General features: G+C 60.7%; 26 protein-coding genes. 8 read left to right on the top strand and 18 right to left on the bottom strand.

The window, feature by feature from the left end:
* The first annotated feature begins 211 nt into the window (after nucleotides 1-211).
* Both LQK83_RS18460 and LQK83_RS18455 read left to right on the top strand, forming a co-directional pair.
* A complete protein-coding gene (locus LQK83_RS18460) occupies nucleotides 212-979 on the top strand; it encodes a Bax inhibitor-1/YccA family protein (RefSeq protein ID WP_109855982.1) in 768 nt (255 codons plus the stop codon).
* Between the two features lie 129 nt (nucleotides 980-1108).
* Complete coding sequence (locus LQK83_RS18455) at nucleotides 1109-1660, top strand: GNAT family N-acetyltransferase (RefSeq protein WP_230838874.1); 552 nt, start codon at nucleotides 1109-1111, stop codon at nucleotides 1658-1660.
* A gap of 8 nt (nucleotides 1661-1668) precedes the next feature.
* On the opposite strand, the gene LQK83_RS18450 is transcribed toward LQK83_RS18455, so the two are convergent.
* The 3 genes from LQK83_RS18450 to LQK83_RS18440 all read right to left on the bottom strand — a co-directional run bounded on the left by LQK83_RS18450 (nucleotide 1669) and on the right by LQK83_RS18440 (nucleotide 3957).
* On the bottom strand, nucleotides 1669-2064 hold the full coding sequence (locus LQK83_RS18450; RefSeq protein WP_230838873.1) for a DUF2794 domain-containing protein: 396 nt from the start codon (nucleotides 2062-2064) through the stop codon (nucleotides 1669-1671).
* A gap of 77 nt (nucleotides 2065-2141) precedes the next feature.
* Nucleotides 2142-2882 carry a DUF1223 domain-containing protein gene (locus LQK83_RS18445; protein WP_230838872.1) on the bottom strand — a complete coding sequence of 247 codons (741 nt, stop codon included), beginning with the start codon at nucleotides 2880-2882 and terminating at the stop codon, nucleotides 2142-2144.
* Nucleotides 2883-2970: 88 nt separating this feature from the next.
* Complete coding sequence (locus LQK83_RS18440; protein WP_230838871.1) at nucleotides 2971-3957, bottom strand: P1 family peptidase; 987 nt, start codon at nucleotides 3955-3957, stop codon at nucleotides 2971-2973.
* Nucleotides 3958-4089: 132 nt separating this feature from the next.
* On the opposite strand from LQK83_RS18440, the gene LQK83_RS18435 reads away from it, so the two are divergent.
* Both LQK83_RS18435 and LQK83_RS18430 read left to right on the top strand, forming a co-directional pair.
* Nucleotides 4090-4788, top strand: a complete 699-nt coding sequence (locus LQK83_RS18435; RefSeq protein ID WP_230838870.1) for an orotate phosphoribosyltransferase — start codon at nucleotides 4090-4092, stop codon at nucleotides 4786-4788.
* Nucleotides 4789-4871: 83 nt separating this feature from the next.
* On the top strand, nucleotides 4872-5798 hold the full coding sequence (locus tag LQK83_RS18430; RefSeq protein WP_230838869.1) for a carbohydrate kinase family protein: 927 nt from the start codon (nucleotides 4872-4874) through the stop codon (nucleotides 5796-5798).
* A 6-nt stretch (nucleotides 5799-5804) separates the two neighbouring features.
* Here the strand turns inward: LQK83_RS18430 and LQK83_RS18425 are convergent, their stop codons facing one another.
* The 3 genes from LQK83_RS18425 to LQK83_RS18415 are packed head-to-tail and all read right to left on the bottom strand — an operon-like array spanning nucleotide 5805 to nucleotide 7152.
* Nucleotides 5805-6170 (bottom strand): HepT-like ribonuclease domain-containing protein, encoded by a 366-nt coding sequence (locus LQK83_RS18425; RefSeq protein ID WP_230838868.1) that lies wholly within the window; start codon nucleotides 6168-6170, stop codon nucleotides 5805-5807.
* Nucleotides 6167-6457, bottom strand: a complete 291-nt coding sequence (locus tag LQK83_RS18420) for a nucleotidyltransferase family protein (protein ID WP_230838867.1) — start codon at nucleotides 6455-6457, stop codon at nucleotides 6167-6169. The genes LQK83_RS18425 and LQK83_RS18420 overlap by 4 nt, the downstream gene beginning before the upstream one ends.
* A gap of 41 nt (nucleotides 6458-6498) precedes the next feature.
* Complete coding sequence (locus LQK83_RS18415) at nucleotides 6499-7152, bottom strand: glutathione S-transferase (protein WP_230838866.1); 654 nt, start codon at nucleotides 7150-7152, stop codon at nucleotides 6499-6501.
* Nucleotides 7153-7248: 96 nt separating this feature from the next.
* Between LQK83_RS18415 and LQK83_RS18410 the strand changes: the two genes are divergently transcribed.
* Complete coding sequence (locus tag LQK83_RS18410) at nucleotides 7249-8463, top strand: polyhydroxyalkanoate depolymerase (protein WP_230838865.1); 1215 nt, start codon at nucleotides 7249-7251, stop codon at nucleotides 8461-8463.
* A gap of 54 nt (nucleotides 8464-8517) precedes the next feature.
* Here LQK83_RS18410 and pgi read toward each other — a convergent pair whose 3' ends face one another.
* From pgi to miaB, 7 genes are all read right to left on the bottom strand, one after another.
* Nucleotides 8518-10143: a glucose-6-phosphate isomerase gene (gene pgi, locus LQK83_RS18405; RefSeq protein ID WP_230838864.1), complete on the bottom strand. Its 1626-nt coding sequence runs from the start codon at nucleotides 10141-10143 to the stop codon at nucleotides 8518-8520.
* A gap of 190 nt (nucleotides 10144-10333) precedes the next feature.
* Nucleotides 10334-10753 (bottom strand): helix-turn-helix domain-containing protein, encoded by a 420-nt coding sequence (locus tag LQK83_RS18400; RefSeq protein ID WP_230838863.1) that lies wholly within the window; start codon nucleotides 10751-10753, stop codon nucleotides 10334-10336.
* Nucleotides 10754-10913: 160 nt separating this feature from the next.
* Nucleotides 10914-12494 (bottom strand): apolipoprotein N-acyltransferase, encoded by a 1581-nt coding sequence (gene lnt / locus LQK83_RS18395; RefSeq protein ID WP_230838862.1) that lies wholly within the window; start codon nucleotides 12492-12494, stop codon nucleotides 10914-10916.
* A 76-nt stretch (nucleotides 12495-12570) separates the two neighbouring features.
* The gene (locus LQK83_RS18390; protein ID WP_230838861.1) at nucleotides 12571-13722 is read right to left on the bottom strand and encodes a hemolysin family protein; all 1152 of its coding nucleotides are present in this window, start codon (nucleotides 13720-13722) and stop codon (nucleotides 12571-12573) included.
* 12 nt (nucleotides 13723-13734) lie between these two features.
* Nucleotides 13735-14244 (bottom strand): rRNA maturation RNase YbeY, encoded by a 510-nt coding sequence (ybeY, locus tag LQK83_RS18385; protein WP_230838964.1) that lies wholly within the window; start codon nucleotides 14242-14244, stop codon nucleotides 13735-13737.
* Complete coding sequence (locus tag LQK83_RS18380; RefSeq protein ID WP_230838860.1) at nucleotides 14241-15305, bottom strand: PhoH family protein; 1065 nt, start codon at nucleotides 15303-15305, stop codon at nucleotides 14241-14243. Before LQK83_RS18380 ends, ybeY begins: the two co-directional genes overlap by 4 nt.
* Before the next feature lie 30 nt (nucleotides 15306-15335).
* The gene (gene miaB / locus LQK83_RS18375; protein WP_230838859.1) at nucleotides 15336-16769 is read right to left on the bottom strand and encodes a tRNA (N6-isopentenyl adenosine(37)-C2)-methylthiotransferase MiaB; all 1434 of its coding nucleotides are present in this window, start codon (nucleotides 16767-16769) and stop codon (nucleotides 15336-15338) included.
* A 165-nt stretch (nucleotides 16770-16934) separates the two neighbouring features.
* On the opposite strand from miaB, the gene metK reads away from it, so the two are divergent.
* On the top strand, nucleotides 16935-18173 hold the full coding sequence (gene metK, locus LQK83_RS18370) for a methionine adenosyltransferase (RefSeq protein WP_230838858.1): 1239 nt from the start codon (nucleotides 16935-16937) through the stop codon (nucleotides 18171-18173).
* Between the two features lies 1 nt (nucleotide 18174).
* Complete coding sequence (gene trmB / locus LQK83_RS18365; RefSeq protein ID WP_230838857.1) at nucleotides 18175-18879, top strand: tRNA (guanosine(46)-N7)-methyltransferase TrmB; 705 nt, start codon at nucleotides 18175-18177, stop codon at nucleotides 18877-18879.
* A 31-nt stretch (nucleotides 18880-18910) separates the two neighbouring features.
* Here trmB and LQK83_RS18360 read toward each other — a convergent pair whose 3' ends face one another.
* Together LQK83_RS18360 and LQK83_RS18355 are read right to left on the bottom strand one after the other, a co-directional pair.
* A complete protein-coding gene (locus tag LQK83_RS18360; RefSeq protein ID WP_109856004.1) occupies nucleotides 18911-19168 on the bottom strand; it encodes a DUF1150 family protein in 258 nt (85 codons plus the stop codon).
* 52 nt (nucleotides 19169-19220) lie between these two features.
* Nucleotides 19221-19652, bottom strand: coding sequence for an Hsp20 family protein (locus LQK83_RS18355; protein ID WP_230838856.1), 432 nt, complete (start codon nucleotides 19650-19652; stop codon nucleotides 19221-19223).
* Nucleotides 19653-19825: 173 nt separating this feature from the next.
* On the opposite strand from LQK83_RS18355, the gene LQK83_RS18350 reads away from it, so the two are divergent.
* Complete coding sequence (locus tag LQK83_RS18350) at nucleotides 19826-20767, top strand: nucleoside hydrolase (protein WP_230838855.1); 942 nt, start codon at nucleotides 19826-19828, stop codon at nucleotides 20765-20767.
* A gap of 39 nt (nucleotides 20768-20806) precedes the next feature.
* On the opposite strand, the gene LQK83_RS18345 is transcribed toward LQK83_RS18350, so the two are convergent.
* The 3 genes from LQK83_RS18345 to LQK83_RS18335 all read right to left on the bottom strand — a co-directional run bounded on the left by LQK83_RS18345 (nucleotide 20807) and on the right by LQK83_RS18335 (nucleotide 23895).
* The gene (locus LQK83_RS18345) at nucleotides 20807-22117 is read right to left on the bottom strand and encodes an NAD(P)/FAD-dependent oxidoreductase (protein ID WP_230838854.1); all 1311 of its coding nucleotides are present in this window, start codon (nucleotides 22115-22117) and stop codon (nucleotides 20807-20809) included.
* A complete protein-coding gene (locus LQK83_RS18340; protein WP_230838853.1) occupies nucleotides 22114-23457 on the bottom strand; it encodes a glutamine synthetase family protein in 1344 nt (447 codons plus the stop codon). The genes LQK83_RS18345 and LQK83_RS18340 overlap by 4 nt, the downstream gene beginning before the upstream one ends.
* A gap of 180 nt (nucleotides 23458-23637) precedes the next feature.
* Nucleotides 23638-23895, bottom strand: a complete 258-nt coding sequence (locus LQK83_RS18335; RefSeq protein WP_230838852.1) for a hypothetical protein — start codon at nucleotides 23893-23895, stop codon at nucleotides 23638-23640.
* Nucleotides 23896-24043: the final 148 nt, after the last annotated feature.

The following is a 24043-nucleotide window of genomic DNA, read 5'->3' as shown; positions in this document are numbered from 1 at the left end:
TTGCGGAACTTGAGCTTGCACCTCATATTCAGCGCATCGGTGTGAGGATCGTTTGAGATTTTCATACATACGATGCGCAGATTGGAGAATTAGGGCGTCCTTTGCGCATCCTTCGGATGCACCGCGCTCTAAATCAACATGGCGGGATTGCGCCTCAAAATGCTCTTTCCGACATGCAAATCGGGCACTACGCCCCCTTTGAGAGGAAACAATGGCTGAACTTCGCAACTTCCAGACCGGCACACAGTCCGGCGTGATGGTTGATCAGGGCCTTCGCAGCTACATGCTGAAGGTCTACAATCTCATGATGTTCGGCGTCGGCATCACGGGCGTCGCCGCCTACGTGACCACGCTCCTGACCACGACGAACGATCCGTCGCAGGCCGCTGCGACGATGCGCGGCGGTGTAATGCTGACGCAGCTTGGCGTGGCGCTCTACACATCGCCCCTGCAGTGGGTCGTCATGCTGGCTCCGCTGGCGCTCGTCTTCTTCCTGAGCTTCCGCATTCACAAGATGAGTGTTTCGGCTGCACAGGGCACGTTCTGGGCCTATGCCGCCCTTCTCGGCGTCTCGCTGTCGTCGATCCTGCTCGTCTACACGGCAGCCAGCATCACGCAGACCTTCTTCGTGACCGCGGCTTCCTTCGGCGCGCTTTCGCTCTACGGCTACACGACGAAGCGTGACCTGTCGGGCATGGGCTCGTTCCTGGTGATGGGCCTCTTCGGCATCATCCTCGCCTCGATCGTCAACATCTTCCTGAAGTCGTCGGGCCTTGAATTCGCGATCTCGATCATCGGCGTTCTGGTCTTTGCCGGCCTGACCGCCTGGGATACGCAGAAGATCAAGGAAATGTATTTCGATGCGGACGATGAAGTGACGTATGGCCGCAAGGCTGTGATGGGCGCGCTGACGCTCTATCTCGACTTCATCAACCTGTTCCTGTTCCTGCTGCGCTTCCTCGGCAACAACCGCAATTGATCGCGAGCGGACTTGAGCTATAACGAAAGGCGGTCTCCGGACCGCCTTTTTTTTTGTTGCCGTGTGTTTCCTTTTCCGCGCCACACCGGACGCGAAACCGGTTCTCACTTTTCGCTGGAGTTGCCTTGAATGCCCTTCCAAATCCGTGACGCCGAGGCGCGCGATCTTCCCGCCATTACAGAGATTTATCGCGAGTCCGTCCTCAACGGCACGGCGACCTATGAGCTCGATCCACCGGATCAGGCCGAAATGACGACGCGCTTCGAGACGATCACCGGGCGGGGCTATCCTTACGTCGTTGCGGTCGGCGAAGATGGGGCCATTCTAGGCTATGCCTATGCCTCCGCCTTCCGCACCCGCCCTGCCTATAACTGGCTGGTCGAAGACTCGATCTATCTGGCTCCAGCCGCCCGCGGGCAGGGTATCGGCAGGGCATTGGTCGACGAACTCGTGACCCGCTGCACGGCGCTCGGCTTCCGCCAGATGGTCGCCGTGATCGGCGGCTCAAGCCCGGCTTCGATCGGCGTTCACCGCGCCGCTGGTTTCGAAATGTGCGGCACGCTGAATGCGACCGGCTTCAAGCTGGGCCAATGGCTCGACACCGTGTTCATGCAGATTGCGCTTGGGGAAGGCGCCGAGACACCTCCGGATGTGGCAGCGTATCCGGGGACGTTGAAGTAGGGAGGCGCTTAGGTCTCGACCAGCTTCAAAACCTTGTCGAAGACCTTCAGCACCTGCTTCAGGTCCTGACCGCGCTTCAGCACCTTGCCGGCGGTGTTTACCACACTGAAGGCGCCCTGCTTGTTGGCAAGCCGGGGATCCTTGATAATCTGATAGAGCGGCAGTTCGCCCGAGCGCTTGAAGACGGAGAAGACCGCCACGTCGCGCATGTGATCCAGCGCGTAATCCTTCCACTCGCCCTCGCCGACCATACGGCCGTAGATCCAGAGGATCATGTCAAGTTCACGGCGATGAAAGGTAACGGGAAGCGGGTCCTTCGCGAATTTATATTCACGAAGGTCAATCACGTCGGCCGAATTCGTTGGCCTTGCTCGGTCCCGCTGCAAATCGGGTTGATCGTCCAAGGGCGCGCTCCGCATCATGACATTTCCATGTCAGTTTGCCTGACTTGCATCAAAATGCAAGCGCGAAGGATGGGCCCTTATTGCGTCCAGGCCATGACGCCGGCGGCACCAAGGATCGGGCCCGGCTCGCCATTGGGGCCGGTCTGTTGGAGCAAGACGGCGCAACCGTCATATTCGCGGACATCCATCACCGACATGGGCAGCTTCAGCTGCAGCGCCTCGCCCTTCCACATGCCGACCGTTTCGACGTCGGTGACGCTGTTGATGTAGGTGATCGTCTTGCCGCTATTTTCGCCGCGCGTGATCGGCACGGTCTGGCTGCGCTTGAAATAGGCAATCACGACATCGCCGGACCCTTTGCCCGCGCCGACCGAAATATCCATTTCCTTGCCGTTGACGGAAGCCCGAACAGGAATGGAAAGGCCCTGACCGAGCCCTTCCAGCTTCTTCAGCCCGTTTTCGATGGCATTCTGGTCCGCGCCGTTGACGTCGGTCCGACCGTTGAGCACGGCCTGCGGCGTGTAGACATTCGACCGTGTCATGGTGGCGGCATAACCATACTGGCGGCCGGTATTCTGCTTGGAGGCGAGCGTGTCTGCCCAGCCGAGATAATTCCAGTAATCGACGTGATAGGAGAGCGCCAGCAGATCGCCGCGGCGAACCAGTTGCCCCAGAACCGCATCCGCCGGCGGGCAGGAACTGCAGCCTTGCGAAGTGAAGAGCTCGACCACACCCCTGGGTGCAGCGGGCTCTTCCGCCCGCGCAGGGGCGAGCGAAACAAGCAAGGCAGCGATCAGCAGGGCAAACCGGTTCATCAAAAGGCTCTCGGGGCACGTTCTGTCGCCCAGACACCTTATGCCATCAGCCGCCTTTCAACGCAAAATCACATTGGGGTGAATGCCCGCATCACCCGAAGCGATCCCGCCAAGCCGGCTGGGTTCCAGCCTGCGGAAGCGCGGTTGCCGCGTGGACGCCGCGCGCGACGGCACGGGCCATGACGAGGGTCGCCAGATGGCAAAGCTCGAAATAATCGCCGGCGCTCGCCATCTGCTTTTCGCCGGTTGCCGCCGAGAAGACCGTATCGCCATCGGCAGGCAAATGGGCCGGCAGAATGGCGCGGGCGAGCCCGTCATGCGCCATGATGGAGAGACGATGGGTCTGCGCCTTGGTGAGTTGGGCATTGGTCGCCACCAGGCCGATGGTCGTGGAGGTAAGGTTCAGCCCCTTGATGCGCATGGCATAATCGCTTTCGGAGAAGCTCGCCGGCAGGCCGAGGCCGCCGAATTCCTGCTCACTCTCGAAGGGTGCCGCCCAGAAATGCGGCCCCTCGCCCACAACCGCCGAGCCCAGCGCGTTGACAGCGACGATCGCGCCGATCGTCAGCCCGCTCTTCGTCGTGGCAGACGCCGACCCGAGGCCGCCTTTCAAGGTACCCGTCGTCGCGCCCGTACCCGCGCCGACCGTGCCGAGATCGAAACTGCCCGATCTGGCTGCCTTGTAGGCATCATAACCCATGTCGCGATAGGGCGATTGCAGGCCCCAGTCCTTGTTGCCGCCGTTGAGCAGGTCCATGAGGATCGCCTGCGGAACGATGGGCACACGGACATTGCCCACCTCGAAGCCGCGCCCGTCGGCGCGAAGCCCGGCCTGCACGCCGCCCGCTGCATCGAGCCCGAAGGCCGAGCCGCCGGAGAGCACGAAGGCATCCACCTGCTCGACCATCATCGACGGATCGAGCAGCGCGGTGTCTCGTCCCCCCGGTGCGCCGCCGAGGACCGTGCCCGAGGCGGTGGCCGGCTTGTCGAAGACGATCGCCGTCACGCCTGAGCCAAGTTCGAGATCGGTCGCGTGGCCGATGGAAATTCCGGCGATGTCGGTGATGAGATTGAGCATGGCGGCCTCCTGATTTGGGCCGAATAAGATCACGACCAAAGCCGGTTCGAAAGGGCGAAAACGGTGGCATCGGACTGGAAATCGCCCGGCTTGCCTGCTATGCGCGTCAAAGTTCAGGCAGGAGAGCGCACGATGTTCCAGAACACCTTCCCCGACAAGACCGTTATGGCCGATCTCATGGCGAAAATGCTGTGGGAGTGCAAGGCCGTGCATTTCCGCCCCGAACAGCCCTACAAGCTGGCGTCCGGCCTGCACAGCCCGGTCTATATCGATTGCCGCAAGCTGCTCTCCTATCCGCGCATCCGTTCGGCCATCATGGATTTTGCCGCTGCCACCCTGCTTTCCGAAGTTGGCTTCGAGCAGTTTGACTGCATCGCCGGGGGCGAGACGGCGGGCATTCCCTTTGCCGCACTTCTGGCCGACCGGTTGGCGCTGCCGATGATCTATGTGCGCAAGCAGCCGAAAGGTCATGGCCGCGGCGCTCAGATCGAGGGCGTGATGCCGGAAGGTGCGCGCGTGCTGGTCATCGAAGACCTGACCTCGGCCGGGACCTCGATCTTCACCTTCATCAATGCCGTGCGCGCTGCCGGTGGGGTGGTCGATCACGGCATGGCGCTGTTCTTCTATGGCATTTTCCCGGAAGCCGAAGCCCGCTTCGTCAACGGCAAGATCCAGATGCACCACATCGCCACCTGGCGGAACGTGCTGAAGATCGCGCGCGAGCAGAAGCTGTTCGATGACGAGAAACTGGCCTCGGTCGAGGAATTCCTCAACGCGCCGGTCAAGTGGTCGGCGGCGCATGGCGGCGTTTCGGAACTGCCAACCGCCTGATTTCATCCGGATTTAATGTTGCAGGTCTTGGCTTCCGACCGACCCTGCATTAAATCGATTAAAGAACATATCGGGAGAGATACATGATCCTTTGCTGTGGCGAAGCGCTGATCGACATGCTGCCGCGCACGACGACGCTCGGTGAGAATGCCTATGCCCCTTACGCAGGCGGCGCGATCTTCAACACGGCCATTGCGCTCGGCCGTCTCGGTGTGCCGACGGCCTTCTTTACCGGTCTTTCGGACGACGTGCTGGGCGATGTGCTGCGCGAGACGCTGACTGCCTCCGGCGTCGACTATTCGCCCGCCGCGATCTCGTCTCGTCCGACCACGGTCGCCTTCGTCAAGCTGGTCAACGGGTCAGCGACCTATGCCTTCTATGACGAGAACACGGCCGGCCGCATGATCACGCGCGCCGATCTGCCGACGCTCGGCGACGATTGCGAGGCGATGCATTTCGGCGCGATCAGCCTCATCCCCGATCCGTGCGGCGACGCCTACGAGGCGCTGCTGACGCGCGAAGCGAACAGGCGCGTTATCTCTCTCGACCCCAACATCCGCCCCGGCTTCATCAAGGACAAGCCTGCGCATATGGCGCGGATCAAGCGCATGGCGGCGCTATCCGACATCGTAAAATTCTCCGACGAGGATCTGGAATGGTTCGGCATGGGCCATGACCATGCGAGCCTCGCCGCCCATTGGCTGAACCACGGCGCCAAACTGGTGATCATCACGCGCGGTGCCGATGGCGCGGATGGCTATACGCAGAATTTCAAGGTCACCGTGCCAAGCGAAAAGGTCACTGTCGTCGACACGGTCGGTGCGGGCGACACGTTCGACGCCGGCGTTCTCGCCTCGTTGAAGATGAAGGGCCTGCTGACCAAGGCGGATGTTGCCGCGCTCGGCCAAGGCGATGTGCATGACGCGCTGGCGCTCGCGGCGAAGGTGGCTGCGGTGACGGTTTCGCGTGCAGGCGCAAACCCGCCATGGGCGAAGGAAGTCGGGCTTTAGGCGCGGTTACTCAGAGCGCAGAAGATTTACTTTTGCGCGCGAGACCTGCTCATGAAGATCTGGCAAGTCATCCTTGATCGTCTTCCAGACGATTTGCAGGTCTACCTTGTCATAGCCATGTGCCACACGATTTCGCATGGTGTAGAGAACCAGCCAACGGATATCACTGTGTTGCGCTGCAAATTCCGGAGCGTTGCGCAGGATGTTGTTCGAGGCTTCGCCGATGATCTCGATATTGCGGATCACCGCGTCCTGCACCAGTTCGCTTTTCAGGAATGAAGTCTCATCGAGTTTATTCGTGTAGCGGTTGATCCGCTGAATGGCGTTCAGAATATGATCCAGATATTCCAAAACGCGCAGCGCTTTGGTCATACCGGCTCGGCTTCTTCCAGAACCCGGCTCCGGAACGCTTCCGGCAGAGCGCGAGGTGTGAGTACATCGACCGTTACGCCTAGAAGGTCCTGCAGTTCAACCTGGATGGCGGCGACATCCATAAGTGTGGTTTCCGGCGTCGGGTCCACGAGAATGTCGAGATCGCTGCCATCCGTATCCCGACCCCGCAAAACGGATCCGAACACGCGCGCATTGCAAGCGCGATGTGCTTCGACCACCCGCCTGATCGCGGCACGGTTGGATTCCAAGGCTTCTGAAGGCTTCATCTCTTCATCTCCCAGGATGAAATTCCGGATGTCCCCTTATATCAGAACTCGACCTCGAGTTCGACCATCTCTGCCGGTTCGGCTTCGGCGCCGGCGATCCATTCCTGCATCAGCGGCCATGCGAAGATGTGGTCGCAATAGGCCTTGAGCTTCGGATCGAGTTCAACGGCGTAGGTGACGAAGCGGGAGCAGACGGGGGCGAACATGGCGTCCGCGATGGTGGGCGTCTGGCCAAAGAGCCAGGGGCCGCCATAGGTGTCGAGGCACTCTGTCCAGATTTCCTTGACGCGCTCGACATCGGGGCGTGCGCCGGAGAAAATCTTGAAGCTCTGGTAGCGCGTGCGGATGTTCATCGGGAGCGCCGAGCGCATGTTCTGGAAGCCGGAATGCATTTCCCCGGAGACCGCGCGGCAGATGGCGCGCGCAGCCTGATCGTAAGGCAAGAGCCCCGCCTGCGGGTTCCACTCGTGCATGTACTCGGCAATCGCCAGCGTATCCCAGACCGTGACAACGCCATGGGTCAGGCGCGGCACGAGAACCGAGGGAGAGAGGAGAAGCAATTCCTTGCGGTTCTTTTCATCTGGGGGCGCCATGACCTCGTTAAATTCCAGACCCGCCATCTTGCAGAGCAGCCAGCCGCGCAGCGACCACGAAGAGTAGTTCTTGGACGAAATGGTCAATTCGGCTGAGAGCATGATTTCCACCCCACGAGACACATAGCAATATCTTCTGGCAACAGGCTCAAAAATGCACTAGCTTTTTGCATTGCACAAGAAGGAGATTGCCCGCTTATGCTTTATCAGGCCTACCAGTTTCAGGACGATTTGATCGGTCCCTTCCGCAAGGCGGCGAAATTCTGGATGCGCATGGGCAATTGGGGCTTCGGGCCGCTGACGCGCGAGGCTAACCAGCAGTTCCTGGCAGCGCTCGAAATGGTGTCGCGTTTCGAGCTGACCCATACGCGCCCCGACTTCGGCATCACCGAAGTCTCGACCGGCAATCAGGTCGCGCCCGTGCGCGAGGAGGTGGCGCTGGAGCTGCCCTTTGGCAAGCTTCTACATTTCGTCAAGGACATCGATGTGCTGCAGCCGCGTGTGCTGGTCGTTGCCCCTCTCTCCGGCCATTTCTCGACGCTGCTCGCCGGCACGGTGAAGACGCTGCTGCAGGACCATGACGTCTACATCACAGACTGGGCCAATGCGCGCGACGTGCCGCTGACCGAGGGCCATTTCGGCGTCGAGGACTATATCACCTACCTCATCCGCTTTCTGGAGGAGATTGGTCCGGGCGCGCATATTCTCGCCGTCTGCCAGCCCTGCGTGCAGGCGCTTTGCGCCGTCTCGGTCATGTCGGAAGAAAACCATCCGGCGACGCCGAAGACGATGACGCTGATGGCCGGACCGATCGATCCGCGCGAAAGCCCGACCGAAGTCAACGAACTGGCCGTGAAGAAGTCGCTGGAATGGTTCGAGAATTCGATGATCTCCACCGTCCCGTTCCGCTATTCGGGCGGCGGACGCCGCGTCTATCCGGGCTTCCTGCAGCTGATTGCCTTCATGTCGATGAACATGGAGCGCCACAAGAAGGCGCATGCCAAGCTCTATGACCACCTCGCCAAGGGCGAGGTGAAGGAAGCCGAGAAGATCAAGACCTTCTACGACGAGTATTTCTCGGTGCTGGATCTCACGGAAGAGTTCTACATCGAGACCATCGACCGCATCTTCCAGAAGGCGGAGCTCGCCACCGGCGACTTCACCTATATGGGCCGGCCGGTCAATCCGGGCGCGATCCGCAAGACGGCGCTGCTGACCGTCGAGGGCGGTCGCGACGATATCTGCGCACTCGGCCAGACAGCGGCGGCGCATGATCTGTGCAATTCGCTACGCCCGCATCTGAAGCGGCATCATCTGCAGGCCAATGTCGGCCACTATGGCGTCTTCAACGGACGGCACTGGAACAACGAGATCTATCCGGTCGTGCGGAACCATATTCTGATGATGGAGTGAGGCTCCAGTCAATCTCCCCCGCTTCAAGGGGGGAGATTGACGTGGGAGCGAGCCTTACTCCGCTCGACCCTTCAGCGCCGCAACCAGCCCAGCCGTGGACGAATCCAGCCCTTCGGTCCCCTTCGTCCCCTGCACGACCGGCAGCAGGCCTGTCGCCAGTTCCTTGCCGAGCTCGACGCCCCACTGATCGAACGAATTGATGCCGAACATGACGCCCTCGACGAAGACGCGGTGTTCGTAGAGCGCGATGAGACGGCCGAGCGCGAAGGGGGTCAATTTGTCATAGACCATCGTGACGGACGGGCGGTTGCCAGTGAAGATGCGGTGGGGGGCGACCTTCTCGGCTTCGTCCTCGGCCCATTTCTGGGCGAGAAGCTGCGCTTTCGCTTCCGTCTTTGTGCGGCCCTTGAGAAGCGCCTGAGACTGCGCGAGGCAGTTCGACATCAGGAGTTCGTGCTGATAGCGCAGCTCCGGCTCGAAGCCGTTGGCGGCAATCATGAATTCGACCGGAATGATATCCGTGCCCTGGTGCAGGAGCTGGAAGAAGGCGTGCTGGCCGTTGGTGCCGGGCTCGCCCCAGACAACGGGGCCAGAGGAACCATCGACCGGCGACCCGTCGATGACGACGCCCTTGCCGTTCGATTCCATGTCGAGCTGCTGCAGATAGGCGGCGAAGCGTGACAGGCGCTGGTCATAGGGGATGACGGCGCGGGAGGTATAGCCCAACACGTTGCGCTGATACCAGCCGACCATGCCGAGAACCATCGGCAGGTTTTTCTCGAACGGGGCAGAGCGGAAATGCGTGTCCACGGCATAAGCGCCATCGAGGAAGGCGCCGAAATTCTCCGGGCCAACGGAGATCATCAGCGGCAGGCCGATGGCCGACCAGATGGAATAGCGTCCGCCAACCCAGTCCCAGAAGCCGAAGACGCGGGCACTGTCGATGCCGAAGGCCGCGACCTTGTCGAGCGCGGTGGAGACGGCGGCGAAGTGATGGCCGACGGCCGCCTCGCCGAGCTTGTCGGCGATGAAGGCGCGGGCCGACTTCGCATTGGTCATCGTCTCGATCGTGGTAAAGGTCTTGGAGGCGATGATGAAGAGCGTTGTTTCCGGGTCGAGCAGCTTCAGCGTATCGGCGATATGGGCGGGATCCACGTTCGAAACGTAATGGGCGCGCGGGCCGTCATGATAGGGCGCCAATGCCAGCGTCGTCATGGCGGGACCAAGATCGGAACCGCCGATGCCGATATTGACGATGTCGGTGAATTTCTTGCCGGTCGCACCGGCGATCTTGCCGGAACGGATGCCGTCCGAAAACGCGCCCATGGCCGCAAGAACCGCATTGACGTCGGGCATGACATCCGCACCGTCAACGATGACCGGGGTGTTGGCGCGATTGCGCAGCGCGGTGTGCAGGACGGCACGCTTTTCCGTGAGATTGATCTTTTCGCCGGCGAACATCGCCTCGCGCTTGGCGGCGACGCCGGCCTTTTCGGCAGCCTCGGCCAGCAGCGTCATGATCTTCGGATTGACGGCAGTCTTGGAGAAATCGAGGAGAAGATCGCCAAGACCGATGCTGTAGCGGGAGAAACGGTCCGGATCGGCAGCAAAGGCTGCGCGAATATCGGTTGCGGTGGTTTCGGCGACAGCGTTGTGCAGGGCTCTGACGATGGATTGCATGACTTCCTCTCCTCGGACCGCAGCCAGCGATGCCGGCGCAGACGTTTGACCTTCGGGGCAGAGTCTTAAGCCACCAATCGATTTAAAGAAAGGCGGTCACGCATTCCGCCAGCCTTTTTGGACGGCAAAAAGAAAAGCCCCGGACGCGGCGCGGCGGGGCTTTTTCATGCACAAAAATACAACCGGAGCGTCAGTCTACGTCTGCTTCAGCGGCCAGCGCCTTGACGAGTTCGACGATCTTGCGACGAACCTTGGCATCGCTGATCTTCACGAAAGCACGATTGAGTTGCAGGCCTTCGGACGAGGAAAGGAAATCGACGACATAATTGGAGCTGGAAGCTTCCGCCATGCCGGACTGACCGGACGACGTATCGCCAGGCGCATCTTCGAAGAAGAAGGAGACCGGAACATTCAGAATGTTGGAAATGTTCTGGAGGCGGCTGGCGCCCACGCGGTTGGTGCCCTTCTCGTATTTCTGGATCTGCTGAAAGGTGATCCCGAGGCTCTCACCCAGCTTCTCCTGACTCATGCCCAGCATGGTCCGGCGAAGGCGGATGCGGCTGCCGACATGAATGTCGATCGGGTTGGGTTTTTTCTTATTAACGACCATTAATTTGCCCTGACTTGACTTAGCTTCGGAGTAACCCCGACTGCAGAGTTTCATAACTTTGAGGCAACAGTTCGCCCGCTGGTTACGCCCCCACCTTTGCGCACCTCGAGCCCGTTGCCATCGCGGCGCACTATGCATTTTAAGGGGTTTCCGGTCAATTCTAACGGAAAATAAAACTAACGCGAGAAAAAGCCGCAATCAGGAAAATTAGCACGGTCAACAACCAAAAGTTCGTAGATCGCGCAGAACTGTTCAATGATGAGACAGATTTTAACGTAAAGGTTGTATCCACTACACCAGAGGTATAAATATTTGCCCCTGAAATTATTTGCCCGTCAGCCGCAATAATTGCAGAAATACCGCTGTTTGCACTGCGTATCATGGGCAAACCGAGCTCGACGGCGGTCACCTGGGCTTGATGAAAGTGCTGATATGGACCCGGCGTGCGACCGAACCATATGTCATTTGTCAAGTTGATCAAGGCCGAGGCCTTGGCGGCGACCGGGCCGATTTCATCCGGGAAAATCGCCTCGTAGCAGATCAGAGGATAGAGCTGGCGGCCGCCTGGAAGCGTCAGCAGGCTCGGGCTGACGGCTGCGCTGTAGCCGCCCGGAAGCGCGGCGATTGTGTCCACGCCCCAGGAGCGCAGGAGACTGGCAAAGGGCATGTACTCGCCAAAGGGCACCAGATGCACCTTGTCGGCGGCGGAGACGATCTGGCCCTCGCTGTCGAAGACATAGGCAGAGTTGTAATAGCGACGCGGCGAGCCTGCGCCGCCGTCTTCGGCGCGCACCGTGCCGGCAATCAGCGTCTGCTTGTCGTCGAGCATTTCCGCGATGCGCGTGAAGGCTTCCTGCTTTTCGGTCAGGATGAAGGGGATGGCCGTTTCGGGCCAGACGATAAGATCGGGCTTCTTGCCACCTTCGGTCGGCAGCTTGCTGAGCTTGAGCAGTCTGTCGAAAATGGCGTTGCGGCTCTCATCCGTGTCGCCTTCATCGAGCCCGGTCACCGGCTGGACAAGCCGGATGCTCATTTCGCTTTTGCCCGGGCGCGCGGCGAAACGGTGCATCGCGTAGTAGCCGTAGCCGAAATCGGCTGCGAGAAGCAGGGCTGCCGCCAGAATGCCGATGCGCGCCCCCTTGCCCGTGCCCAGTAGGGCAGGCACGGCATAGACGAAGACGGCCAGCAGCGTCATGCCCTCGACACCGATGAGGCGCACGGGCTGCATCATGATCGGCACCGGCATGGCCGTGTAACCGATGGCATTCCAGGGAAAGCCGGTCAGCACGAAACTGCGGAGCCATTCCAGAATGGCGAAGGAGACCGCCAGCATGGCGATCCGACCGAGCCCGTCCGGCCAGAGCTGACGGGCCAGCGCAGCGGCAAGCCCATAGAAGATGGCGAGGAAGGCGGGCAGGCCGGCGACAGCGAGCGGTACGGCCCATTTGAACTCAGGGTCGGCCAGCAGAGGGCTTGCCAGCCACCAGAGCCCGGCGACGAAATAGCCGAAGCCAAAAAGCCAGCCGATGCCGAAGGCGGGCAGTATCCGCCCGAAGAAGCCGCTCTCGGGTGAACCGGCGGCACCGTCGATGAGCCAGACCAGCAGCGTGAAAGCAACGAACATGGCGGCGAAAACATTGAGTGGCGGCAGCGCCAGCGCCCCGATGGCGCCTGCGGCAAGCGCAATCAGCGCCCGCTTCCACCCCCAGCTCAAGATGACGCCGTTTGCCAGTCTTTCCATGCTTCACGCCCGAATTAGTGCAAGACCGCGCCGTTCCGGCCCCGTCTAAAGGGCCGAAACCGCCACGAAATTGCGCTCAATCTAGGGCGGGAGGCTTGCCCGGGCCTGCCGACTGGACCGCCATGGGCTCCAGTTCCTGCTCGCCCTTGGCCTGCACACGGCGACGCGGGGCGACACGTTTGCGGGTGATGCGGACCTTCTTGATGCGGCGCGGATCGGCCTCGAGAACATGAAATTCGAAGCCGGGAAGGGCCTGCACCACCTCGCCGCGCACCGGAATGCGGCCGAGCGAAGAGAAGATCAGGCCACCGATCGTGTCGACATCTTCCAGCTGTTCGCGAATGTCGAAATCCGGGCCGATGAGTTCAGCGATCTCTTCGAGTTCGGCGCGGGCGTCCGCAATGAAGACATCGTCGGAGGTCTTGCGGATCATGACTTCGTCGTCGTCATGCTCGTCCTCGATATCGCCGACAACCATTTCAACGATATCCTCCAGCGAGACGAGACCGTCGGTGCCGCCATATTCGTCGATGACAAGGGCCATCTGGATGCGCGAGGCTTGCATGCGCGCCATGAGATCCGAGGCAAGCATGGAGGGCGGGACGAACAGTACCTGACGCACGATGCCGGTTTCTGACAGCGGCTTGCTGATGTCGATGCGGCCGAGGTCGAATGCGGGCTTGGGCGCGCGGGACGCCGGCTTTACTTCCGCTTCGGCAGCCACCGCTGCCGCCCTTGCGGCAGACGCGGCGCGGGCCGAGGTGCGGCGCTTGTTGCGCGCCTGCTTCATGATCCAGGACAGAAGATCGCGGATATGAATCATGCCGCGCGGGTCGTCCAGATTGTCGCAATAGACCGGCATGCGCGAACGGCCAGATTCCTCGAAGAGGACCATCAGATCGCCAACGGAAATGCTTTGGTCCACCGCCTCGATATCGACGCGCGGCACCATGACATCCTCGACTCGAACCTCCCGGAAACGCAGGATATTGTGCAGCATGGCCCTTTCGCTGGGGGAAAAGGCCGCATTGCTGTCCGGGTCGGCCAGAAGCGCGTCGGCAATGTTCTCGCGCAGGCTCGATCCGTTGGACGGCTTGAAAAGGCGCGCGGCCCAGCTCCTGATCGGATTGCCGTTCTTCAGCGCGCCGGAGGGACTGCCGCCCTCCTCGGAAACTGACGAGCCATTTTCATCGCTCGCCGCTCGTGTCGTGTCAGATATGTCGCTCATTGTCTCCAGGGATCATGTCAGCTCGGTTCCCGCGTAAGGATCAGATAGGCCGAGGCCTAAAAGAATGCGAGTCTCGAGACCTTCCATGATCGTCGCTTCTCCGTCGTTCATGTGATCATAGCCGAAAAGATGCAGAAAACCATGCACTAGCAGATGGCTCAGATGCGCCTCGAACGGCTTTTCCAGTTCAGCCGCCTCGCGGGCGACCGTCTCATGGGCGAAAATGATGTCGCCCAGCATCGGCCCCGGCATGCCACCGGGAGCAAGCGGATAGGCCGGGAAGGAAAGAACGTTGGTCGGCTTGTCCTTGTCGCGCCATTCCGCATTGATCTCGCGGATCGAAGCATCATCGGTAAAGAGCAGCGAAAGCTCGACTGGATGTTTCGGGAAGGGCTGCTTCTCGAACCTTGCCAGATGATCGCCTGCCGCCTTCAGCACCGGCGCGCATAAAGCAAGAAGACCGGCCTCGTCGGGCCAGTCCCCTTCCTCAATAGAAATCTGTATGTCGAGCGTGTCGGTCAGTTTGTACTCCCCGCCGCATCCGCAGCGGGCTCCGGCTTTTCGTATTCGGCGTCGTAAGCCTTGACGATGCGCCCGACAAGGGGGTGGCGCACGACATCGATATCGCGGAAGCGAATGATCGACACGCCTTCGACCTCTTTCAGGATGCGCAGGGCCTCGACCAGACCGGACTTGACGCCGCGCGGCAGGTCGATCTGGCTCGGGTCGCCGGTCACGATCATGCGGGCATTTTCGCCGAGACGGGTCAGGAACATCTTCATCTGCATGGATGTCGTGTTCTGCGCCTCGTCGAGGATCACGGCGGCATTGGACAGCGTGCGGCCGCGCATGAAGGCGAGCGGGGCGATTTCGATGACGCCGGCGGTAATGGCGCGTTCGACCTTGTCGCCCGGCATCATGTCATAGAGCGCGTCATAGAGAGGCCGCAGATAGGGATCGACCTTTTCCTTCATATCGCCGGGCAGGAAGCCGAGGCGTTCGCCGGCTTCGACGGCCGGGCGCGAGAGAATGATCTTGTCGACCGCGCCGCGCTCCAGAAGCTGGGCAGCATGCGCCACCGCGAGATAGGTCTTGCCCGTACCGGCGGGGCCGGTGCCGAAGACGAGTTCGGACCGTTCCAGCGCGCGGATATAGGCATCCTGCGTGGGGGTGCGGGCGACAATCGTCTTCTTACGGGTGGAAATCTGCGCCATGGTCAGCTTGGCCTTGCGCTCGAGCGTCGGCAAAGTCAACTGGTCGTCGGCGGCGACCGCCATGCGGATCGCACCTTCAACATCGGACGTTTCGACCGAAGCGCCCTTCTGCAGACGGTCGTAAAGATAATCAAGCGCCCGGCGCGCCTGGTTGGTTGCCTGAATTTCACCGGTGATGGCAACCGAATTGCCCCGGGCGCGGGCATCGACCTTCAACCGCTCCTCGATGAGCTTCAGATGCTCATCGAACTGGCCAAACAGTTCGCTGGCGTATCGGTTGTTTTCAAACGTGAGCACGAAATGATTGGCATCCGTGACGGACGAGCGGGATTGACGCGAAGATTGCGGCACCATTTCGTGTGTGTTCAAGCGGTCGGGCTCCATGTTGGTCCCGGACCTTCAGCCTTGCGCCACCTCGGCAAACAAGCTGTTTGGACCGGCTTCGGTGATTCTTACTTTTATAATGTCACCGATTTTTAACTTGTCACCGCTTTTCGTCGTTTGGGCGTCGATAATTACCGGCTGCAGCCACGGCGACCGCCCCACGAGCTGGCCGGGCATGCGCCCTTCCTTCTCCAAAAGCAGGTCGATCACCTTACCGACACAGGCGCGCGCAAAGTCACGCTGCTGCTGGAAAAGCAGGGTTTGCAGGCGGTCCAGCCGCTCCGACTTCACCTCTTCCGGCACATGGTCGGGAAGGTCGGCGCCGGGCGTGCCGGGACGCGGCGAATATTTGAACGAGAAGGCCTGTGCATAACCGACTTCTTCGATCAGCCGCATCGTGGCCTCGAAGTCTTCGTCCGTCTCGCCGGGGAAGCCGACGATGAAATCGCCGGACAGAGCCAGTTCCGGATTAACGGCCCGGATGCGCTTGACGAGCGCAAGATAGTCCGCCGCCGTGTGCTTGCGGTTCATGGCTTTCAGGATGCGATTCGACCCGGACTGAACGGGAAGATGTAAGTAGGGCATGAGCTTGGGCTGCGTGGCGTGGGCCTCGATCAGCCGGTTGTCCATGTCGCGCGGGTGGCTGGTCGTGTAGCGCAGCCGGTCGAGGCCTTCGATTTCGGCAATCGCTGCAATGAGTTCGCCGAGGCCGATGGCGTTTCCATCCGCATCGGTCCCGTGCCAAGCATTGACGTTCTGCCCGAGAAGCGTCAGCTCGCGCACACCGGCTTCGGCAAGCTTCTTCGCTTCCTCCACGATCTGTGCCAGAGGCCGCGAGACTTCGGAACCGCGCGTGTAGGGCACGACGCAGAAGGTGCAGAACTTGTCGCAACCTTCCTGAACGGTCAGAAACGCCGTCGGGCCGCGCGACTTCGTGACCGCCTTTTCAGGCGACGGGAGATGCTCGAACTTGTCTTCCAGCGCATAGTCCGTTTCGACGGCCTTGCGGCCTTCGCGGACATCTTTCAGCACCTGCGGCAAGCGATGATAGGTCTGCGGACCTACCACGAGATCGACCGCCGGCGCGCGGCGCAGGATTTCCTTGCCCTCGGCCTGAGCGACGCAGCCCGTCACGCCGATGACGAATTCGCGGCCTTCGGCATTCTTCGCCTTCTTCATGTCGCGCAGGCGGCCAAGCTCGGAATAGACCTTTTCAGCTGCCTTTTCACGGATATGGCAGGTGTTGAGAAGGACGAGATCGGCCTCCTCCAGCACGGTTGTTTCCGCATAGCCATCGGCGGCCAGCGCATCCGTCATGCGGGCGCTGTCATAGACATTCATCTGGCAACCGTAAGTCTTGACGAACACCTTGCGGGTATTCGTGTTGACGGCCCCTTCGGCGGAGGCCTCGGCTGCGGTGTCGGCAGGGTGGAGCGATTGTTCGTTCATGGGCGCCTCATACTGCATTGAAAGCCCGAAATGAAGCCCAAAACCCGCATAAATAAGGGATCTGGTAATCACATAAAGATATATTTATGTCGTTGTACGCTTGTTTTCCGGTAGCGAAATGGCTACAGAAGCAACGGTATTTCTTCCAGAGGGGATCAAGCCCAGATGCGCGCCAACTATCTTTTCACCAGTGAATCCGTGTCCGAAGGTCATCCGGACAAGGTCTGCGACCGCATTTCCGATGAGATCGTGGATCTCGTCTATCGCGAAGCCGCCAAGACCGGCGTCAATCCCTGGGGCGTGCGCATCGCCTGCGAAACGCTGGCGACGACCAACCGAGTCGTCATTGCCGGCGAAGTTCGCCTGCCGCCGAGCCTGATGAAGAAGGACAAGAACGGCAACGACGTCATCAACCCGGCGAAGTTCAAGACCGCAGCGCGCCGGGCCATCAAGGACATCGGCTACGAGCAGGACGGCTTCCACTGGAAGACGGCGAAGATTGATGTTCTTCTGCACTCGCAGTCGGCCGACATCGCGCAGGGCGTGGACAACGCCGCCGACCAGCAGGGCAATGAAGGCGCCGGCGACCAGGGCATCATGTTCGGTTACGCCTGCAAGGAAACGCCGGACCTGATGCCGGCGCCGATCTATTATTCGCACAAGATCCTGCAGCTTCTCTCCGCCGCCCGCCGCAAGGGCGAAGGCGATGCCGGCAAACTCGGCCCCGACGCCAAGAGCCAGGTTACGGTTCGCTATGAAGACGGCAAGCCGGTCGAGGCCGTTTCGATCGTTCTCTCCACGCAGCATCTCGATGCCAGCTGGGATTCGAAGAAGGTTCGCGCTGTTGTCGAACCCTATATCCGCGAAGCCCTCGGCGATCTGAAGATTGCCGATGATTGCACGTGGTACATCAACCCGACCGGCAAGTTCGTCATCGGCGGCCCGGACGGCGACGCAGGCCTCACCGGCCGGAAGATCATCGTTGACACCTATGGTGGCGCGGCTCCGCATGGCGGCGGCGCATTCTCCGGCAAGGACACGACGAAGGTTGACCGTTCGGCCGCTTATGCTGCCCGCTACCTCGCCAAGAACGTCGTGGCCGCCGGCCTTGCCGACAAGTGCACGATCCAGCTTTCCTACGCCATCGGCGTTGCCCAGCCGCTGTCGATCTATGTCGACCTGCACGGCACCGGCAAGGTCACGGAAGACCAGGTCGAAGCGGCCATCCGCAAGACCATGGATCTTTCGCCGACCGGCATCCGTCGCCACCTCGACCTGAACAAGCCGATCTATGCCAAGACCTCCGCCTATGGCCATTTCGGCCGCAAGGCTGGCCGTGACGGTTCGTTCTCCTGGGAGAAGACCGATCTCGTGAAGGCGCTGAAAGACGCCATCAAGGGCTGAAATGACGGATCACGACGATCATCCGACCCGCGCGTCCGAAGCCTTCTTCGGACGCCGGAAGGGCAAGGCGTTGCGTGCCAACCACGCGCGCCTGATGGAGACGCTGCTCAGCGAGCGGCTCGTTGATCTCTCCATGCCCGCGCCGGCGGATCTTCGTGATCTCTTTCCCGTACCCGTGAGCCGGCTTCGCCTCGAAATCGGCTTTGGCGGCGGCGAGCATCTGATCCACCGCGCGACCACCGAGCCGGACACCGGCTTTATCGGCGTGGAGCCCTTCATCAATTCGATGGCGAAACTGCTCTCGAGCGTCGAGCAGACGGGCGCGCAGAATATCCGCGTTTACAATGACGATGCGGCAGAGCTTCTCGACTGGCTGCCGGCAGAATCGCTAGACCAGATCGACCTGCTCTATCCCGATCCGTGGCCGAAGAAGAAGCACTGGAAGCGGCGTTTCGTCAGTCAGGTCAACCTTACGCGGTTTCATCGGGTGCTGAAGCCCGGCGGGCTCTTCTGCTTCGCGTCCGACATCGATACTTATGTGAACTGGACGCTGCAGAATTGCCGCGATCATGGCGGCTTTGAATGGACGGCGGAAAACGCCTCCGACTGGCTGACGCCCTTTGCCAGCTGGCCAAGCACGCGCTACGAGGCCAAGGCCAAGCGCGAAGGGCGATCCTCCGCCTATCTGACTTTCAGGAAAGTCTGACACCGTCCGCTTTGCGACGGACGGTCTTCTGTCAGTGAACCGTAACGGTTTTCAACTGGTCTTCTGCAGCCTTGAAGAAGGTCGAGGAGCGATTGTCCGTCAGCAGAATCGGCGTGCCGTCGGCGCCAAAGAGTGCCCAGAGATCGATATCCGGATCCAGATCCGGCGCTTCGGGGAAACAGCGAACCACATCGGTCGCCGAAATCTTGCGGATATAGGCGACTTCGCCATCACCGAGGTGTGCAAGGTCACTGAGCGACAGGGCCGCGGGCACTTGCTTCATCTGCATTTCAGAGCCTCCTTGGAAAAGAGAAGCAGAACGGGCGCGTTTGCCCGTGTTCTTACTCTGAAACGGAAATGTTAATTTTCCTTACCAGCCGCTCGGGTTCCGGCCTCATGATATCTACGGAGAGAAGGCCGTTCTTCAACACCGCTGCCTGGACCTGCATGCCCTCGGCCAGCACGAACATGCGCTGGAACTGGCGGGCGGCAATGCCGCGATGCAGATAGTCGCGCTCGCCCTGCTCGGTCTGGCGGCCGCGAATGATCAGCTGGTTTTCCTCGGTCGTCACATCGAGCTCTTCTTCGGAGAAGCCGGCGACCGCAAGTGTGATCCTCAAGCCGCCCACAAAATTGCGGGACGGATCGGGCGCGAGGCGTTCGATATTGTAGGGGGGGTAGCCATCGTTCGCCTTGGCAATTCGCTCCAGCGTCTTTTCCATGGCGTCAAAGCCCAGAAGGAGCGGGCTTGCAAAGGTCGTCATTCTTGTCATCGTCCAAAGTCCTTGGGGTAAGCGACTTGAGGCGGACCCGGCGAACCAGCATCCCGCGTGCCTCCAATATGGTATGTCGTTTTCTGCAGTGCAAGGTGGCAGAAAAAGTCGATTGAGAATTGAATGCAAAGCGTTAATGTCGCCGGCATATCAGACGGCAGACAGGACAGGACATGAGCGCGCGCAAGATCATCATCGACACCGATCCGGGGCAGGATGATGCCTGTGCCATTCTGCTGGCACTCGGCAGCCCGGAAGATCTCGACATTCTCGGCATCACCACGGTTGCGGGCAACGTCCCGCTGGCACTGACATCGAAGAATGCCCGCATCGTCTGCGAAGTGGCCGGCAAGACGGATATCAAGGTCTATGAAGGCTGCGACCGCCCCATTTCGCGCCCTCTGGTCACGGCAGAATATGTTCATGGCGCCACCGGTCTCGACGGTCCGGAGCTCTTCGAGCCCACCATGCCCGTCCAGACGCAGAATGGCGTCGACTTCATCATCGAGACCCTGCGCAACGAACCTGAAGGCACCGTGACGCTCTGCACGCTTGGCGCACTAACCAATGTCGCGACGGCGCTGACCCGCGCACCGGATATCGGACCGCGCGTGAAGGAACTTGTCATGATGGGCGGCGGTTTTTTCGAGGGCGGCAACATTACGCCTGCGGCCGAGTTCAACATCTATGTCGACCCGGAAGCCGCCTATATCGTCATGAAGTCGGGCATTCCGATCGTCATGATGCCGCTCGATGTCACGCACAAGGTTCTGACGCTGAAGCGCCGCGTCGAGAAGATCGGCGCGCTTGGAACGAAGGTTTCGAAATTCATCGTCGACATGCTCGGCTTCTTCGAGCGCTTCGATGTCGAGAAATACGGCTCCGACGGCGGCCCGCTGCACGACCCGACGGTGATCGCCTATCTCCTGAAGCCCGAACTCTTCTCCGGCCGCATGTGCAATGTGGAGATCGAAACTGCGTCTGAGCTGACCGTCGGCATGACCGTGGTCGACTGGTGGCAGGTCACCAAGCGTCCGCACAATGCGATGGTGATGAAGGATGTGGACGCCGAAGGGTTCTTCGACCTGCTGACGGAGCGCGTGGGGCGGCTTTAGGCGAATAAAGACAAAGGGGGCTCGCGCCCCCTTTTAATTTCAAAGCCCGTATTTGTCCTTGAACGCGTACCACCACGAACCGATCGTGGAGTACTGCGCGCGGAACATGCGGCCGCCCGGGAAGGGATACCAGGGCATGGCGGCGAAGCGTTCGAAGCGGGACTGGTCGCCGTCGATCGCGTTGGCGAGGATCTTGCCGAAGAGATGCGTGCCGGTGACGCCATGGCCGGAATAGCCGTGGGCGAAATAGACGTTCGGCGCGAGCCGGCCCATCTGCGGAACGCGAGTGAAGGAGATGGCGAAATTGCCGCTCCAGGCGTAATCGATCTTGACGTTCGCCAGTTCCGGGAAGACCTTGGTCATGTTCGGCCGTATCTTCGCGATGATATCGGACGGATCGGTACCGCCATAGATCGTGCCGCCGCCGAAAAGCATGCGGCGATCGGCTGACAGACGGAAATAGTCGAGGATATAGCGTGCATCCTCGACGCATTTGTCGCCGGGGATGAGCTTCCTTGCCAGGTCTTCGGACAGCGGCTCGGTGGCGATGATCTGGGTCGAGGCTGGCAGCACGCGATCGGTCAGTTCCGGGATCACATGACCGAGATAGGCATTGCCGCAGGCGACGACGACGCGGGCCGTGACCTTGCCCTTTTCCGTATAGACGACCGGCTTGGCCGCCGATTTGTCGACGCGGGTAACGGGCGACAGTTCATAGATCGTGCCGCCGAGGCTTTCCAGCGCGCGGGCTTCGCCGAGCGTCAGGTTCAGTGGATGCAGATGGCCGCCGGACGTGTCGAGCATGCCGCCGACATAGGCGTCGGTGCCGACTTCCTTGCGGACAGCCGCACGATCGAGCATGACGTGATCGTTCATGCCATAGCTTGCCCAGAGCGCCTTCTTGGCTTCGAACTCGCGCATATGGGCGCCCGTATAGGCCGTGTAGATATTGCCGCGCTTGAGGTCGCAATCGATATTGTACTGCTCGATCAGACGGTAGATCGTCTGCGCGCCCTCCTGCACCATGCCGCCGACGAAGCGGGCGGCATCGTCGCCATAGGCGCGCTTGATCTTGTCGAGGCCGGCATTCAGGCCGTTGACCACCTGGCCGCCATTGCGGCCGGAGGCGCCCCAGCCGATCTGCGCGCCTTCAACGATTGTGACCTTGTAGCCCTTTTCGGCAAGGTGGATCGCGGTGGCAAGGCCGGTATAGCCGCCGCCGATGATGCAGACGTCTGTCTCGACATCACCTTCCAGCTTTACCGGCTGGCGCTGGATATTGCGCGAGGCGGCGTAATAGGAGCCCGGATAGCTGCCGTCCCCGGCATAGGATACGTTTCTAGCCATCACACAATCTCCAGGTAGGCGCTGAATTCGTAGTCGGTCACTTGTTCGGCAAAGCCGGCGATTTCCTGCCGCTTGCAGGCCACCAGCATGTTGCGGAGCAGCGGCGAGAAAACCTCTTCCATGATCTCGCCATCCTCGAAGGCATCGACGGCGCCGCCCCATTCGGAGGGGATCTTCTTGAGCCGTTCGCCATAGGCGCGGCCTTCGATCGGGCGCGGCGGCATCCACTTGTTCTTGATGCCGACCAGAGCCGCGCCGAGAATGGCAGCCATGGCCAGATAGGGATTGGCGTCGGCGCCGGGCACGCGATGCTCGATGCGGCGCGACTTCGGGCCACCGCCGGGGATGCGGATCGCCGCCGTGCGGTTCTCGAAGCCCCAGGTGATCGAGGTCGGCGCATGCGTGTCGGGACGCAGGCGACGATAGGAATTGAAGTGCGGCGCGAAGAGCAGCGTCGATTCCGACATGCCCTTCAGCATGCCGGCGACGCAATGCTTGAAGAGATCGGTGTTCTCGCCGTCGGCATCGGCAAAGACGTTCTTGCCGTCCTTGTCGACCAGGCTCATATGCATGTGCATGCCGTTTCCGGAGCGCGTGCCGTAGGGCTTGGCCATGAAGGTGGCGGCAAAGCCGTGCTTGCGGGCCACACCCTTGATGATGCGCTTGGCGAACATGATGTCGTCAGCCGCCTTCAATGGATCGTTGCCATGCAGCAGCGTGATTTCGAACTGGCCGATGCCGTTTTCGGCAATCGCCGCATCGGCCGGCACATTTTGGCGCTCGCATTCGGCATAGACGTCGGAGAAGAAATTGCCGAAGTCGTCGAGTTCGTCGATCGAGAGGATGGCGTCGGAGTCGAGGCGCTTGCCGGTATAGGGCGAGATCGGCGGCTCGGGATAATCCGGCTCGGAATCGATCAGATAGAATTCAAGCTCGGAACCAACGACGGGGTAAAGCCCCATCTCGTTATACTGCTTGACGATAGCGGCGAGCGCCTGGCGCGGATCGGCAAGAAAGGGCTTGCCGCTTTCCTCGAACATCCAAAGCGGCACCATGGCGCTGGGACGCTGGGTCCAGCGCACCGGCACGACGCCCCTGCCCGTCGGTTCGCAGATGCCGTCATTGTCACCGTGGATGAAGACCTGTTCAGAGCCAACGATATCCTCGCCCCAGATATCGACGCCGACGATCGAAAGCGGCATGCGGATGCCGCCGCCTGTGACCTTGTCGATCTGGCTGACCGGCACGCGCTTGCCGCGCAAAATGCCGTTGAGGTCGCAAACGACCGCCTGGATGCTCTCGATGTCCTTATCGAGATCGTTTGTAATGTCCGAGTTTTCCACTTTGGTTCCGCCTGGGGTGCTGGTTCTTTGATACAGAAAATCCAAACTTTTGATCAAATTGTCAAGGGCCGACGAAAAAGCCCGCCTCGATGACGAAGCAGGCTCAGCGAAAATTTGCGCTATGCCATTCAAAAATCTGGATTTTATACCCGATTTTCAAGTGAGGTGGAACGCCTCGGTTCAACGGCAGACGCGCACGGTATACACGCGGCGATAGCCTTCCCAGTCGCGCTTGACCCGCTTTTCGAGCCAGCAGTCACGGCGAACATGCCGACGCGGCGGCACGACACGGACGCCGCCCTCGCCAATGTATACGCCCGGAGGCGCCGCATGGCGGTAACCGCCGTGGCGATGGTGGTGATAGGGCTCGGCGCTGGCGGTGCTGATGCCGACCCCCGTGAACAAAAGCGCGGCGGCGGCGATGACGAGATGCTTCATCTGATCTTCCTCCCTGTTTTCCGGTGATGATCGCAGAGAACGCTATTTTAGCGTTTCTTGTTCCACAAAATGAATAAAGGCTTTTCTCTGGTCTTTCCGATATCGGACGGGCGTTTGTCTCATCCATCGACCCGTCATGCCGCAGCCT

It is taken from the genome of Rhizobium sp. C1 (assembly GCF_021026335.1).
Lineage (GTDB): Bacteria > Pseudomonadota > Alphaproteobacteria > Rhizobiales > Rhizobiaceae > Ensifer_A.
This window is presented reverse-complemented; position numbering and strand designations above follow the sequence as displayed.

Coding starts and splice junctions, on each gene's coding strand:
- LQK83_RS18460 (WP_109855982.1), top strand. CDS start 212: ATGGCTGAACTTCGCAACTTCCAGACCGGCACACAGTCCGGCGTGATG.
- LQK83_RS18455 (WP_230838874.1), top strand. CDS start 1,109: ATGCCCTTCCAAATCCGTGACGCCGAGGCGCGCGATCTTCCCGCCATT.
- LQK83_RS18440 (WP_230838871.1), bottom strand. CDS start 3,957: ATGCTCAATCTCATCACCGACATCGCCGGAATTTCCATCGGCCACGCG.
- LQK83_RS18435 (WP_230838870.1), top strand. CDS start 4,090: ATGTTCCAGAACACCTTCCCCGACAAGACCGTTATGGCCGATCTCATG.
- LQK83_RS18430 (WP_230838869.1), top strand. CDS start 4,872: ATGATCCTTTGCTGTGGCGAAGCGCTGATCGACATGCTGCCGCGCACG.
- LQK83_RS18425 (WP_230838868.1), bottom strand. CDS start 6,170: ATGACCAAAGCGCTGCGCGTTTTGGAATATCTGGATCATATTCTGAAC.
- LQK83_RS18420 (WP_230838867.1), bottom strand. CDS start 6,457: ATGAAGCCTTCAGAAGCCTTGGAATCCAACCGTGCCGCGATCAGGCGG.
- LQK83_RS18415 (WP_230838866.1), bottom strand. CDS start 7,152: ATGCTCTCAGCCGAATTGACCATTTCGTCCAAGAACTACTCTTCGTGG.
- LQK83_RS18410 (WP_230838865.1), top strand. CDS start 7,249: ATGCTTTATCAGGCCTACCAGTTTCAGGACGATTTGATCGGTCCCTTC.
- pgi (WP_230838864.1), bottom strand. CDS start 10,143: ATGCAATCCATCGTCAGAGCCCTGCACAACGCTGTCGCCGAAACCACC.
- LQK83_RS18400 (WP_230838863.1), bottom strand. CDS start 10,753: ATGGTCGTTAATAAGAAAAAACCCAACCCGATCGACATTCATGTCGGC.
- lnt (WP_230838862.1), bottom strand. CDS start 12,494: ATGGAAAGACTGGCAAACGGCGTCATCTTGAGCTGGGGGTGGAAGCGG.
- LQK83_RS18390 (WP_230838861.1), bottom strand. CDS start 13,722: ATGAGCGACATATCTGACACGACACGAGCGGCGAGCGATGAAAATGGC.
- miaB (WP_230838859.1), bottom strand. CDS start 16,769: ATGAACGAACAATCGCTCCACCCTGCCGACACCGCAGCCGAGGCCTCC.
- metK (WP_230838858.1), top strand. CDS start 16,935: ATGCGCGCCAACTATCTTTTCACCAGTGAATCCGTGTCCGAAGGTCAT.
- trmB (WP_230838857.1), top strand. CDS start 18,175: ATGACGGATCACGACGATCATCCGACCCGCGCGTCCGAAGCCTTCTTC.
- LQK83_RS18360 (WP_109856004.1), bottom strand. CDS start 19,168: ATGCAGATGAAGCAAGTGCCCGCGGCCCTGTCGCTCAGTGACCTTGCA.
- LQK83_RS18355 (WP_230838856.1), bottom strand. CDS start 19,652: ATGACAAGAATGACGACCTTTGCAAGCCCGCTCCTTCTGGGCTTTGAC.
- LQK83_RS18350 (WP_230838855.1), top strand. CDS start 19,826: ATGAGCGCGCGCAAGATCATCATCGACACCGATCCGGGGCAGGATGAT.
- LQK83_RS18335 (WP_230838852.1), bottom strand. CDS start 23,895: ATGAAGCATCTCGTCATCGCCGCCGCCGCGCTTTTGTTCACGGGGGTC.